Source organism: Cupriavidus sp. SK-3, from assembly GCF_000611145.1.
Lineage (GTDB): Bacteria > Pseudomonadota > Gammaproteobacteria > Burkholderiales > Burkholderiaceae > Cupriavidus.
In genome coordinates, this window is sequence record NZ_JFJV02000063.1 from 14,970 (window position 1) to 28,038 (window position 13,069).

General features: G+C 68.2%; 12 protein-coding genes and 1 pseudogene. 11 read left to right on the forward strand and 2 right to left on the reverse strand.

From position 1 onward, the window contains the following. Positions 1–111: 111 nt before the first annotated feature. Positions 112–702 carry a general secretion pathway protein gene (locus tag CF70_RS07040; protein WP_235184927.1) on the reverse strand — a complete coding sequence of 197 codons (591 nt, stop codon included), beginning with the start codon at positions 700–702 and terminating at the stop codon, positions 112–114. A 266-nt stretch (positions 703–968) separates the two neighbouring features. Between CF70_RS07040 and gspG the strand changes: the two genes are divergently transcribed. The 11 genes from gspG (at position 969) to gspF (ending at position 12,636) form a co-directional block, all read left to right on the forward strand. Continuing rightward, positions 969–1,436 (forward strand): type II secretion system major pseudopilin GspG, encoded by a 468-nt coding sequence (gene gspG / locus CF70_RS07045; RefSeq protein ID WP_035862416.1) that lies wholly within the window; start codon positions 969–971, stop codon positions 1,434–1,436. Between the two features lie 36 nt (positions 1,437–1,472). After that, complete coding sequence (locus CF70_RS07050) at positions 1,473–1,958, forward strand: GspH/FimT family pseudopilin (protein ID WP_035862477.1); 486 nt, start codon at positions 1,473–1,475, stop codon at positions 1,956–1,958. After that, entirely contained in the window at positions 1,955–2,383 is a 429-nt protein-coding gene (gspI, locus tag CF70_RS07055; protein WP_414629429.1) for a type II secretion system minor pseudopilin GspI, read from the forward strand. Before CF70_RS07050 ends, gspI begins: the two co-directional genes overlap by 4 nt. Continuing rightward, positions 2,361–3,083, forward strand: coding sequence for a PulJ/GspJ family protein (locus CF70_RS07060; RefSeq protein ID WP_035862417.1), 723 nt, complete (start codon positions 2,361–2,363; stop codon positions 3,081–3,083). Before gspI ends, CF70_RS07060 begins: the two co-directional genes overlap by 23 nt. After that, a complete protein-coding gene (gspK, locus tag CF70_RS07065) occupies positions 3,080–4,153 on the forward strand; it encodes a type II secretion system minor pseudopilin GspK (RefSeq protein WP_051648105.1) in 1,074 nt (357 codons plus the stop codon). The genes CF70_RS07060 and gspK overlap by 4 nt, the downstream gene beginning before the upstream one ends. A gap of 344 nt (positions 4,154–4,497) precedes the next feature. Next, entirely contained in the window at positions 4,498–5,898 is a 1,401-nt protein-coding gene (gene gspL, locus CF70_RS07070) for a type II secretion system protein GspL (protein ID WP_035862420.1), read from the forward strand. 23 nt (positions 5,899–5,921) lie between these two features. Then, positions 5,922–6,539: a type II secretion system protein M gene (locus CF70_RS07075; RefSeq protein ID WP_051648116.1), complete on the forward strand. Its 618-nt coding sequence runs from the start codon at positions 5,922–5,924 to the stop codon at positions 6,537–6,539. After that, positions 6,539–7,369 (forward strand): type II secretion system protein N, encoded by an 831-nt coding sequence (locus CF70_RS07080; RefSeq protein ID WP_035862421.1) that lies wholly within the window; start codon positions 6,539–6,541, stop codon positions 7,367–7,369. The genes CF70_RS07075 and CF70_RS07080 overlap by 1 nt, the downstream gene beginning before the upstream one ends. Positions 7,370–7,422: 53 nt before the next feature. Continuing rightward, positions 7,423–9,855, forward strand: coding sequence for a type II secretion system secretin GspD (gspD, locus tag CF70_RS07085; protein ID WP_035862423.1), 2,433 nt, complete (start codon positions 7,423–7,425; stop codon positions 9,853–9,855). 8 nt (positions 9,856–9,863) lie between these two features. Then, the gene (gene gspE, locus CF70_RS07090; protein ID WP_081862060.1) at positions 9,864–11,402 is read left to right on the forward strand and encodes a type II secretion system ATPase GspE; all 1,539 of its coding nucleotides are present in this window, start codon (positions 9,864–9,866) and stop codon (positions 11,400–11,402) included. Positions 11,403–11,418: 16 nt separating this feature from the next. Next, on the forward strand, positions 11,419–12,636 hold the full coding sequence (gene gspF, locus CF70_RS07095; protein ID WP_035862425.1) for a type II secretion system inner membrane protein GspF: 1,218 nt from the start codon (positions 11,419–11,421) through the stop codon (positions 12,634–12,636). Positions 12,637–12,777: 141 nt separating this feature from the next. Here the strand turns inward: gspF and CF70_RS34545 are convergent. Next, a pseudogene (locus CF70_RS34545) lies at positions 12,778–13,069 on the reverse strand (type VI secretion system protein TssA); the annotation flags it as partial.

Sequence of the window (13,069 nt, forward strand, 5' to 3'; positions counted from 1 at the left end):
AGGCCGGAAAGTTGGTCCATCTAATACGTTGTTACGCAGGTCACAGTTGGACGCCGCCGGCGTAAGCCACTGAAAGCTACGGTAAATAAGTCGGCACGCCGCCGTTACAAGTCAGTCTTTAACGTTAGTTGCTTCATTGCCGCCACCCGGCTGGGATTGCGGCGGCGCAGCAACGGGTGTGGCCGGCATCGGCGTCGAAAGCGGCGCGGCAGCGCCGGAAGGCTGCCCCGGCTGCGCCGGCCCGGCCGGGCCGCGCGTGACGATGGCCGGAACCGGCAGCGCAATCTCCTGGCGTACGCCATTGCGCTCGATCACGACCGCACGGTCGCGCACTTCCGTCAGCCGGATCTGCGGCGACAGCGCCGTGCCCGCGCGCACCGCCTTGGGAGGACCGCCGTCGAGCGAGACGATGGCCGCGCCGGCACCACTGCCGATATCGGCGACCACGCCGATCACCTGCACGTCGCGCACGCCGGACTGCGCGCTGCCGCCAAACAGCGTGCCGGCCGCGCCGGTCTCCACCGCCTCTGTCTGCGCCACGCGTGCCGCGCGCGGCACGGGAATGGTCTTCATCGCGCTGAAGGTGAGCGCCCAGCGGGTCGCAAGGGCGCACAGCGCGACGAACAGCACGAGCCCGGCCAGTCGCGGCAGCCAGAGGCCGGAGGGGTTGAAGCGGAGGGCGGGCCGCAGGGATAGTTGCACGGAGGTAGGTAATCTGGGCGTGAAAGCACCAAGCCTACCAGAGCCGTATGACAGCTGTCTGCCCCACGCACGCCGGCGCCACACCGGCCCCGGGCGGCGGCCTGGCGCCGGCGGCTGCCTCCGCTGTCGTTTCAAGGCGGGCGAACATGCGAGCACTCGCTCACAAAGTCGTCATGTTCTGGCGGTTATACTGTTTGACTAACTGGATCGCCACCACGTGCAAGAAGAGCGGGCGCTCCGCCAGATATTCCATAAGGCTAACCATGATGCGCAGGATCGTTGCCAACTTCTCCGACTCTTCCCCCCGCCTCGGCCGTCGTCGCGCCCGCGGCTTTACCCTGATCGAAATCATGGTCGTCATCGTGATCCTTGGCGTGCTGGCCGCGCTGGTGGTCCCGAAGATCATGAGCCGCCCCGATGAAGCCCGTATCGTCGCAGCGCGCCAGGACATCTCCTCGATCATGCAGGCACTCAAGTTGTACCGCCTCGACAACAGCCGCTATCCCACCACCGAGCAAGGCCTCTCCGCGCTGGTGGCCAAGCCCACCACCGAGCCGGTTCCCAACAACTGGAAAGGCGGCGGCTACCTGGAAAAGCTGCCCAAGGATCCCTGGGGCCATCCCTACCAATACCTGAACCCCGGCGTGCGCGGCGAGATCGACGTGTTCAGCTTCGGCGCCGATGGCCAGGCTGGCGGCAGCGCCAACGACGCCGATATCGGCAACTGGGAATAAGGTAGCAACGCCATGACCCGGGCCGGGCGCGCAGCCATGAGCACCTGGCCACAGGGGCGGCGATCACACGGCGACCGCGGCTTCACCTTGCTCGAATTGCTGGTGGTGATGGTGATCGCCGGCATCGTGATCTCGCTGGTCGCCGTCAATGCCTCGCCCAATGAGCGCGGCCGCGTGCTGGACGACGGACAGCGCATTGCGCGGCTGTTCGAACTGGCGCAGGAAGAAGCCCAGCTGCGTGCCCGGCCGATCGCCTGGGAGGCCGATACTGGCGGCTGGCGTTTCCTGCAAGCCACGCCCGCCGGATGGATCCCGCTGACCGATGTATTTGCGCCTGCCAAGTGGCGCCTGCCGCTCGACGGCGTGGCAGTGACCGAAGGCGGCAGCGGCAACACCGGTGCCCGCCTGGTATTCGGGCGGGAGCTGATCGACGGCCCCCAGCATGTAGTGCTGGTGCGCGGCGACATCCGCGTCGACGTGGCCGCCGACGGAACCGGGCGCTACTTCGCCAGCACGCCATGATGCGCCAGTCGCCATCCTTCCGGTTCCCCCGCAAGCGCCGGTGTTTGCCTGCGCACGGCTTCACCCTGATCGAGGTACTGGTCGCCCTGACCATCCTGGCCGTGGCGCTGACCGCCGCCATGCGTGCGATGGGATCGATGATCGAGGCTGGCTCCTCCTTGCAGACCCGGATGCTGGCTGAGTGGAGCGCCGAAAACCACCTCGCCAGCCTGCGCTTGTCCAAGACCTGGCCCGAACCCGGCACGCGCGGCTACGCGTGCCCGCAGGGCGGCATCGAGCTGTATTGCGAAGAAACCATCTCTGGCACGCCCAACCCGTCTTTCCGCCGCGTCGAGATTGCGGTCTATCCGTCCGGCGCCGACAAATCCGTGCGCCTTGCCTGGCTCGTCACCATCGTCCCCAATGAAACGCGCAACCTGCTTTAGGCAGCCATTCAGGCGGCCAGCAACGCGCGGCTTCACGCTGCTGGAAATGCTGGTGGCCATTACCTTGCTCGCGGTGATCGCGGTGATCGCCTGGCGCGGACTCGATGCGATGACGCGCGGCCGCGAACGGCTGACAGACCACGACAACCGCCTCAATACGCTCAAGCTGCTGTACGGCCAGTTCCAGTCAGACTGCGAGCATCTGGCCAGCCCGACCCTGCTGCAGATCAGCCCGGTCGAGTTTGGCAATGGCCAGGTGCTGATGGTGCGCGACCGACGCGACGAGGGCCGCCCCGCGCAGTGGCAGGTGGTGGTCTACCGGCTCAACGGCAATACCGTGGTGCGGGTGGCCAGCCCGCCGGCGGACAACCGCAACGCGGTGCGGGCCGCGATGATTACGCTGCGCCAGGCCAACGGCGGCGACAACCTCGCGCGGGCGCTGGTCAGCGATGCCGACAGCCTGTCGGCACGCGCCTGGATCGAGCCCGGCGGCTGGCAGACCGAGAACGGCCGGATCGCCGCGGCCCTGCTTGGCGGCAACGCCAGCGCCAGTGCCAGCGCGGTGGCTGCATCCGGCGCGAGTGCCAGCCTGGGCGTGGCCACCACGGCGGTGCGCGCGATCGAACTCAACCTGACGGCACGCATGGGCGACGGAGACACGCCGCGACGCTTCCAGAAGATCTGCATGACCGGCCTATGAGCATGCGCCCACGCCCTCTCCCGGCCGCGCGGGCGGCAACCATCCGCCGCTCCGCTCCTCCCGTGCTGACAAGGCGCCGCCAGCGCGGTGCCGCCGTGGTGACGGCGCTGCTGGTGGTCACGCTGGCGGTAGTGGTGGTATCCGGCATGTTATGGCGGCAGCAGGTGCAGATCCGCTCGATCGAGAACCAGCGCCTGCTGGCCCAGGCGACCTGGATCGAACGCGCGGCCGTCGACTGGGCCCGCCTGATCCTGCGCGACGACCAGCGCCGCACCAACGTGGACCAACTGGGCGAGCCCTGGGCGGTACCGATCGCCGAAACCCGCTTGTCGGACTTCCTGGGCGCGGCGCTGCGTACCGACCAGGAGGGCGAGACCTCCTTCCTGTCGGGCCGTATTCTCGATGCCCAGGCCCGCTTCAACCTCACCAACCTGGTGCTGTGGACGGCCAGCGAAACGCAAGGCCGGGTTGCCACGATCGACGCCCCCAGCCTGGCGATCTACCGCCGCCTGCTGCAGACGCTGGGCCTGGAGGTGGCGCTGGCCGAGCCAACCGCGCGCTACCTGTTAAACGCCGCCCGCGGCGGCAATGGCAACGGCAGCGACAGCCAGCGGGGACTGCGCTCACCCGATGACGTCAATGACCTGCTCGCCATCCCGGGCTACACGCCGGCTATCGTGACCACGCTGACGCCCTTCGTCGATGTGCTGCCCGAGCGCACGCTGGTCAATGCCAACACCGCCGAGGCCGAAGTGCTGGCTGCGGTGATCGACAAGCTGCCGCTGGACCGCGCCCGCGAACTGGTGCGCCAGCGCGACCGCGCCTTCTTCAACAATATCGGCGACCTGCAGACGCAATTGCGCACGCTGGCGCCGCAGGCGGACCCGAACGCCGCCACCAGCACGCTGGACGTGCGCACCCACTATTTCCTCGTCTACGGACTGATTCGTCATGAGCGCGCCAGCCGCATGCAGGTCTCACTGGTCTACCGCGGCGAAGTCCTGGGCAACGCCAACACCACCCGGGTGGTCTGGGTGCGCGATATCGACCGCATGCCCGAGCCGCGTTAAGGCACCCGCGCCCCGGCCACGAGTGTGGTTCCGGGCTCGCGGCAACGCCGCTGCCGGTGTCGCGGCGACGCGCCCAAGCGTCCCCGGCGACGCCGGCCCGCGCGGTTTTCGAGCGTTTGCCAACGGAAGTCTGACAGATACGTATTGACGCCAATTCGTCACACAGGCAAGGTATGCTCCGGCCCGGCGGAACCGTGGTCCCATGGGCCCTGGCTCCGCGCCTGTACGGTGCTGCCGGCAGCCATGCTGGGCGTCTGTCATCCATGCGGCGCGGTCCGCTGCACCGGTCACCAGCCCCCGCTATCGTTCATTGATGCCATGATTGGCGCAGTAGCAAGGAAATCTTGAGCACCACCCTGTACGTCCGCCTGCCGCATCGGCCGCACGACCAGCCGCAACCCTGGCACTTCGGTGCCCTGCCGTTTGCCCTGGTGCGCACGGCCGTCGCCGAGCGCGGCCGCCGGCATGGCCCCCAAACGGCCTGGCAGCTGTTGCGCGAAGGCCACGCTGCCATCTCCGAACTGCCTGCCGCCGACCGCCTGGTCCTGATCATGGCAGCCAGCGACGTTCTGCTGACCGAAGCCACGGTGCCGCCACTGGCGCCGGCGCGCCTCAAGCTGGCGCTGCCGAACCTGGTCGAGGAAGTGCTGGCCACCGACGCCCACCCCTGCCATATCGCCGTTGGCCCCGCCCTTGATGCGGTGACGGGCAAGGCCGCCAGCGGCTCGCACCGGCGCTTGCTGATGGTGACCGACCGCGCCTGGCTGCGTGCCGTGCTGGACGCCTTTGCCGAGCAACGCTACCGCCGCCGCCATGTACTGCCGGCACAGCTTTGCCTGCAGCTGCCGGTAGCAGCTGCCGAGACGGCGGCCGACGTGACTGCCGATACGCCTGCCGCCGACACCACGGCCATGGCGGCACTGGCGCTCGAAGCCGCCACCCTGATCAGCGCATCACCCCTGTTTGAAACGGAAGGCGTATCCGTGCCGGCCGATATCTCGCGCTACTGGCAACTGACCGTGCGCAGCAGCGAGTACGCCGGCTACGGCCTGCTGCTCGACTCCGACGCGCTGGGCACCTGGCAGGGACTCGCCCCGGCCGGCGACTGGTACGCCTCGGCGGAGGCCATGGCACAAGTGGCGCCCCAGGGCGCGCACCCGCTCGACTGGAAGCTATGGATCGAAGGAGCGCAGGCCAGCCTGCACGATCCCTCCCTCGACCTGGCCCAGTTCGAATTTGCCCAGGGCCGCGCCGATCGCTGGAACCTCAAGGCCTGGCGCCTGCCGGTGGCGCTGGCCGCGGGCCTGGTGCTGATCCAGATGATCGGCATGAACGTCCAGTGGCTGCTGCTCCACCAGGAACAGCAACGGCTGGTGGCCAGGCAGGAAGAGACGCTGCGCAGCACTTTCCCGCAAATCCCGGTGGTGATTGATCCGCCGCTGCAGATGCGGCGCCAGGTCGACCAGCTCCGCCTGGCCAGCGGCCGCAGCACGCCGGACGATTTCCTGCCGCTGGCCGACCGCTTCGGCCAGGCCACAAGCCAGCTTGCGCCGGATGCACTGCTGGCGCTCGAATACCGCGGGCATACCCTGTTTGCCACGCTCAAGCCCGGCACCGACACCAACGCGCTGCGCGGTGCGGCGCGCCAGGCCGGGCTGGCAATGGAAGCAGACAACAGCCCGCCCGACGCCGCGCGCGGCAACGCACCGGCCGGCACGCGCTGGTCGATCAAGCCCAACCTGTGAGCGCGGACCGCCAAGTGAATCTGATGAAAGACACAGCACCGAAACCCGGCCCTGGCGCCTCCCAGCGCAGCCCGGCCGGCCGTGCGCGCGCCGCGCAGCGGCTGGCACGCCTGCGGCCGCGCGTGCCACAGCGCTGGCAGGAACGTTTCGACGCGTTCTGGTCGGCGCGCAACCCGCGTGAACAGGCCATCCTGGCCGGCGGTAGCGCTGTGCTGGCGCTAGTCATCGGCTACACCGTCCTGTGGGAACCCGCCGCCGACGGCCGCAGCAAGCTGCAGCGCAGCCTGCCGCAGTTGCGCAGCGACCTGGCCGAGATGGAAACGCTGGCGCAGGAGGCGCGCGGACTGGCAGCCAGCCCGGCCCCATCGCTGCGCGGCGAGGCTTTGAATCAGGCGCTGCAGGAGAGCCTCGCCCAATATGGCCTCAAGGCCATCCGCCTGGTCAGCACCGGCGACAACAGCGTGCAGGTCCAGCTCGACAAGGTGCCGTTCGGCTCGGTCGCGAGCTGGCTGCAGGACGTGCGTCAGCAGCACCGCCTCAAGGTGATCGATACCCGTATCGTCTACGTGGGCGCCACCGCCATGGTCAATGTCACGGCGACCCTGCAAGGCCCCACCGGCAATCCGGGCGGGCGCGGCTGATGGCGCGCCTGGAAGCCCTCAGACTGGCCCGCCACCGCGCCCGCAGCCCCCATGGCTGGCGGCGCGCGGGCTGGCTGGCGCTCGGCTGCGTGACCTTGGCACTGACCGTGCTCGCGGCATTCCCCGCGGCATGGATCGCCGATAGCATCGCCAGCCGCAGCCAGCGCCGCGTGCTCCTGGCCGATGCCGATGGCTCGATCTGGAACGGCAGCGCCACCCTGGCGCTGTCGGCAGGCGCCGGCAGCGAGACCGCCACCGTGCTGCCCGGCCGCCTGCAATGGTCGGTGGCATTCTGGCCGTTGCTGACCGGCACCCTGCGCATGGTGGTGACCCACTCGGAGGCCATGAGCAGCCCGGTGGGCGTGGCGGTCACGCCATTCGGCTGGACCGCGCAAGCCGGCACCATCCGCCTGCCCGCATCGCTGCTTGAGGGCATCGGCGCGCCGTTCAACACACTGCGCCCGGACGGACTGATGCGCATCGACTGGTCCACGCTGCAAGGCCGCTTCTTTGGCCAGCCCGGCAAGCCGGGCGGCGCTGCCGGCGTGACAGGCCACATGACCCTGCGCCTCGACCAAGTATCATCGGCTGTCAGCCGCCTGCGCCCGCTCGGCAGCTACCGCGCCGAAATCGACTGGGCCGGCGCCGACGGCAAGCTGCAACTGACTACCCTCGCCGGGCCGCTGCACCTGCAAGGCAACGGCACCCTGGGCCGCCACGCGCGTTTCGAGGGCACGGCCCGTGCCGACCCCGACGCCGCTAAGCAATTGGTAGGCCTGTTGAGCCTGCTGGGACGACGTGAGGACAATGTGACACGGCTGCGCTTCTGACCCCGGCGGCGGCGCGAAACCTTCGCGCCGCCGCCCGCAGCCCGGAACCGAATATGAAAACCCAAGCCCTTCGACCTTCGCTCAAGACCCGCTGCGCCCGCGCCACCGCGCTGCTATGCGGCCTCTCCCTGCTGGCACCCGCGCCGCTGTGGGCCCAGCAACCGAGCCAGCCCGCGGCCCAGCCCGGCCAGCCGCCCGACCTGACCCCGCGCAACCGCGACCAGGTCGTGCTCAATTTCGTCAACGCCGACCTGGAGTCGGTGGTGAAGGCGGTGGGACAGGCCACCGGCAAGAACTTCGTCATCGACCCGCGCGTCAAGGGCTCCGTGAACCTGGTGACCGAACAGCCGGTGTCGCGCTCGCAGGCGCTCGAAACGCTGGGCTCGGTGCTGCGCATGCAGGGCTACGCGATGGTCGAGAGCAACGGCTTCACCAAGGTGGTGCCGGAAGCCGACGCCAAGCTGCAGGGCTCGCCGATCGTGATCGGCGGTGGCAGGTCGCGCGGCGACCAGGTGGTGACCCAGGTCTTCCGCCTCAACTATGAGTCAGCCAACAACCTGGTGCCGGTGCTGCGGCCGATGATCGCGCCCAACAACACCATCACTGCCTACCCGGCCAACAACACGCTGGTCATTACCGACTACGCGGAAAACCTGCAGCGCCTGGCCCGCATCATTGCCGCCATCGACGCGCCAGCCTCGGGCGAGGTCGAGCTGGTTCCGCTCAGGAATGCCATCGCCAGCGATACCGCGCTGGTGCTGCAAAAGCTGCTTGACCCCAGCGCCGCCGGTGCCGCTGGCGGCGCCGCGGCCGGCGCGGATGCCAGCCTGCGCACTTCGGTGGTGGCGGAGCCACGCAGCAATTCGCTGATGATCCGTGCCTCGAGCCGGGCACGCCTGCAGCAAGCGCGCCAGCTCATCGAGAAGCTCGACCAGCCCTACGCGCGTCCGGGCAATATCTGGGTGGTGCCGCTGAAAAACGCAGAAGCCACCAAGCTGGCGCAAACGCTGCGCGCCATCGTGGCGGCCGACAGTTCCTTCAACTCCAGCCAGTCCGGCACGCCTGGCGCTGCCGGCGCGGGCGCCACCGGCAGCACCGGGCTGCTCAACACCGCGACGCCGACCAGCGGCCAGTACACCGGCGGCACCACCGGCACTTCGCGCAGCGGCTCCGGATCCGGATCTGGCTTCGGCTCCGGCGGTTCGGCATTCGCGAACTCGTTCGCCACCAACACGTTGCCGACCACCGGGGGCATCATCCAGGCCGACCCGGCCACCAACTCGCTGATCATCACGGCCACAGAACCGGTCTACCGCAACCTGCGCACAGTGATCGATGACCTGGATGCGCGGCGCGCACAGGTCTATATCGAGTCGATGATCGTGGAGGTGTCGTCCACCCAGACCGGCCAGCTCGGCATCCAGTGGCAAGGCCTGATCAACTCACGCGGCAGCAATACCAACGTCTTTGCCGGCACCAACTTCGGCACCGGCGGCCAGAACATCATCAACCTGACCGGCGCTGCCGCCGCCATCAACGCAGGCGGTGTGGCAGCCATTCCTTCGGTCTCGGGCCTGGTACCGGACCTGGCCGGCCTGAACCTCGGCCTGGTCAACAAGGCGATGGGCCTGGGCGCCCTGCTGCACGCGCTTGGCGCCGACGGCAGTGTCAACCTGCTGTCCACCCCGAACCTGATCACGCTGGAAAACGAGGAAGCCAAGATCCTGATCGGCCAGAACATCCCGATCACCACCGGCTCGTATGCGCAGACCGGCAGCGCGGCGACAGTCACGCCGTTCCAGACCTTCGACCGCAAGGACGTCGGCATCACGCTGCGGGTCAAGCCGCAGATCACCGACGGCGGGCTGGTGAAGATGCAGATCTACCAGGAGTCGTCGTCCGTGGTGCAAGGCACCGCCACCCTCACCCAGGGGCCTACCACCAATGTGCGTTCAATCGAAACCAATGTGCTGGTCGACGACGGCCAGATCATCGTGCTGGGCGGCCTGATCGAAGACACTTATGGCGACGGCGTGCAGAAGGTCCCGGGCCTGGGCGACCTGCCGCTGATCGGCGGGCTGTTCCGCTACGAGAACAAGAACCGTGGCAAGACCAACCTGCTGGTGTTCCTGCGGCCGTACGTGATGCGCACCGCCGGCGCCACCGACCGCCTGACGCAGGACCGCTACGACTACATGCGCACCCTGCAGCAAGGCTTTGTGTCGCCCAACATCATGGTGCGCGACGGCAATACGCCGGTGCTGCCGCCGGCCGATGCGCCGATGTCGCCCTTCGTCGATCCGCGCTCGCGCGTGCCGGTGCCGGGTCCGCTGCCGCTGGAACAGACGCTGCCGCAATCGCAGCAGCAACCGCAACAGCAACAACAGCAGCAGCCCCGCACGCAGAACCCGTCGGGCAATGGCACGCCACTGCCGGGTGTCAACCTTGGCAACGCGACGGTGGATTCCACCCGCGCGGTGAACTGAGACAGGACATGGCAACAAGCATCGCTCCCGCCGCAGCGTCCGACGACGCGCTGGAGCCACCGTCGACCATCGCCGCGCGGCTGGTCTCGTACGGCTTCGCGCGCGAGGCGCGCCTGCTGATCGCGCACCAGCGCGCCGATGGCCTGGAGGTGTGGGTCAGCCGCGCCACTTCGCCCGCCGCGCTGGCCGAAGTGGCGCGCGTGCACGGGCCGTTGCGCCTGCGCGTGCTGGAACCCGAGGCGCTCGAACTTGCCATGTCCGAAGCATATAACCGCCAGGACAGCGGCAGCGCCGCCCAAGTGGTTGGCGAGGTGGAAGGCGAGGTCGACCTGTCGCGGCTGATGCAGGACATTCCCGCGGTGGAAGACCTGCTTGAATCCGAGGACGACGCGCCCATCATCCGCATGATCAACGCGCTGCTCACCCAGGCCGCGCGCGAAGGTGCCTCCGATATCCATATCGAGCCCTTCGAGTCTTCCTCGGTGGTGCGCTTTCGCGTGGACGGCACGCTGCGCGACGTGGTGCGCCCGAAAAAGGCGCTGCACGGCGCGCTGATTTCGCGCATCAAGATCATGGCGCAGCTCGACATCGCGGAAAAGCGCCTGCCGCAGGACGGCCGCATCACGCTGCGCGTGGGCGGACGTCCCGTGGACGTGCGCGTCTCCACCCTGCCCACCGGCCACGGCGAACGCGCGGTGTTGCGTCTGCTGGACAAGGAAGCCGGCCGCCTTGACCTGGCCAAGCTCGGCATGGCGCCGGGCACGCTGGCCGGCTTCGATCACCTGATCCGCCAGCCGCATGGCATCGTCCTGGTGACGGGACCAACCGGCTCGGGCAAGACCACCACGCTGTACGCCGCGCTGTCGCGGCTCGATTCGCGCACCACCAACATCATGACGGTGGAGGACCCGATCGAGTACGACCTGGACGGCATCGGCCAGACCCAGGTCAACCCGCGCATCGACATGACCTTCGGCAAGGCGCTGCGGGCTATCCTGCGCCAGGATCCGGACGTGGTGATGATCGGTGAAATCCGTGACCTGGAAACCGCACAGATCGCGGTGCAGGCATCGCTGACCGGCCACCTGGTTCTGGCCACGCTGCACACCAACGATTCCGCCTCGGCGGTCACGCGCCTGGTCGACATGGGCATCGAGCCGTTCCTGCTGTCGTCGTCGCTGCTCGGCGTGCTGGCGCAGCGGCTGGTACGCCGGCTCTGCCAGCACTGCAAGCGCGAGGAGCTGGTCGAGGTCACGCCCGAGGCAGCCGAAGTGCTGCTTGCGCAAGGCAAACCGCTGCAACGCATCTGGCATGCCGTGGGCTGCGACAAATGCGGCCACTCCGGATATCAGGGCCGCATGGGCGTGTACGAGTTGCTGACCGTCGACGACGAAATCCGCACCATGATTCACCGCCAGGCGGCCGAATCGGAAATCAAGAAGGTGGCTTTGGAGGGTGGCATGCACACCATGCGCCAGGATGCGCAGCGCTGGATCGATTCCGGCGCCACGGCGCTGGAAGAAGTGCTGCGCGTGACGCGCGCCTAAGGGACGAGCCGCATCCATGCCAGCCTATCGTTACGAGGCAGTCGACGCCGCCGGCAAGACCGACCGCGGGGTGATCGAGGCCGACAGCCCCAAGCAAGCCCGCGGCCACCTGCGCGCGCGCGGCCTGACGCCGCTAAACGTCGATCCGCTGGCGGGCGTCGGCGGTGTGCAAAAGAGCAGCACCGCGGCTTTCGTGCGCAGGCTCTCCACGCAGGAACAGGCGCTGTTCACGCGCCAGCTCGCCAGCCTGATCGTGGCCGGGCTGCCGCTGGACGAAGCACTGGCGGCGCTGGCGGACCAGGCCGAGCGCAGCTATGTGCACGAACTGCTGGCCGGCATCCGCGCCGATGTGGTCGGCGGCAGTTCGCTCTCGGCGGCGCTGCAGCATCATCCGCGCGATTTTCCGGATATCTACCGCGCGCTGGTCTCCGCCGGCGAGCACTCGGGCCACCTCGGGCTGGTGCTGGAAAAGCTGGCCGACTATATCGAGACGCGCAACACGCTGACCTCCAAGATCCGGCTGGCCTTCACCTATCCCGCCATCGTTACCGTGGTGGCCTTCGCCATCGTGATCTTCCTGCTGTCCTACGTGGTGCCGCAGGTGGTAAGCGTATTCGCCAACACCAAGCAGAAGTTGCCGACACTGACCATCATCATGCTGGCGCTGTCGGATTTCGTGCGCAACTGGTGGTGGGCCGCGCTGGCGTTCATTGTGGCCGTAAGCCTGGGGATACGCAGTCTGCTGCGGCAGCCCGGTGTGCGCCTGGAGTGGCACCGCTGGCTGCTGACCGCGCCGCTGGTCGGCAAGCTGATCCGGGGCTACAACACCGCGCGCTTCGCCAGCACGCTGGCGATTCTCGTCTCGGCCGGCGTGCCCATCCTGCGCAGCTTGCAGGCAGCCGGCGAAACACTGACCAACGAGGCACTCAAGGCCAACGTGGACGATGCCACCATGCGCGTGCGCGAAGGCGCCTCGCTGGCGCGCGCGCTGGCGGCGCAGAACCAGTTTCCCTCGGTGCTGGTGCATCTGATCCGCTCCGGCGAAGCCACCGGCAACCTGCCGATCATGCTGGAGCGCGCGGCGCAGGGCGAAGGCGCGGAGCTGGAGCGCCGCACGCTGTTCCTCACCAGCCTGCTGGAGCCGCTCCTGATCCTCAGCATGGGCGTGGTGGTGCTGCTGATCGTGCTGGCGGTGCTGATGCCGATTATCGAGATCAATCAGCTGGTGCGGTAGGGCCACGCTTTGCCGCGCAAGCGGGCGAAATGCAAAACGGCGCCCGAAGGCGCCGTTTTGCGTTTTGCATTTCTTGTTTCTAATGAGGCTTGGGAGCCGAAGCCACCCGCAAAGGCGTACTTCGGCTTCACCGCCCATAGCCTATTCGGCAGCCTTGGCGGCCTTCTTCGGCGCGCGCTTGGCAGGTGCCGCGGCGGCGGCCTTCCTGGCTGCCGGCGCCTTTTTGGTTGCCGGCGCTTTCTTCGCGGGCGCAGCTGCCTTCTTGGCGGGAGCCGCAGCCTTCTTGGCTGCTACCTTTTTGGCGGGCGCGGCAGCCTTCTTGGCCCGGGCCGGCGCCTTGGCTTTTGCCTTGGTCTCTGGCTCGCTCGCTTCGACGGCTTCAGCCGTTTCCACCTCTTCCCCGGCTTCCGTGGCTTCCGTGGCTTCCGTGGCT

Coding starts and splice junctions, on each gene's coding strand:
- gspK (WP_051648105.1), top strand. CDS start 3,080: ATGAGCATGCGCCCACGCCCTCTCCCGGCCGCGCGGGCGGCAACCATC.
- CF70_RS07060 (WP_035862417.1), top strand. CDS start 2,361: ATGAAACGCGCAACCTGCTTTAGGCAGCCATTCAGGCGGCCAGCAACG.
- CF70_RS07080 (WP_035862421.1), top strand. CDS start 6,539: ATGGCGCGCCTGGAAGCCCTCAGACTGGCCCGCCACCGCGCCCGCAGC.
- gspF (WP_035862425.1), top strand. CDS start 11,419: ATGCCAGCCTATCGTTACGAGGCAGTCGACGCCGCCGGCAAGACCGAC.
- gspG (WP_035862416.1), top strand. CDS start 969: ATGCGCAGGATCGTTGCCAACTTCTCCGACTCTTCCCCCCGCCTCGGC.
- gspI (WP_414629429.1), top strand. CDS start 1,955: ATGATGCGCCAGTCGCCATCCTTCCGGTTCCCCCGCAAGCGCCGGTGT.
- CF70_RS07050 (WP_035862477.1), top strand. CDS start 1,473: ATGAGCACCTGGCCACAGGGGCGGCGATCACACGGCGACCGCGGCTTC.
- CF70_RS07075 (WP_051648116.1), top strand. CDS start 5,922: ATGAAAGACACAGCACCGAAACCCGGCCCTGGCGCCTCCCAGCGCAGC.
- gspE (WP_081862060.1), top strand. CDS start 9,864: ATGGCAACAAGCATCGCTCCCGCCGCAGCGTCCGACGACGCGCTGGAG.
- gspD (WP_035862423.1), top strand. CDS start 7,423: ATGAAAACCCAAGCCCTTCGACCTTCGCTCAAGACCCGCTGCGCCCGC.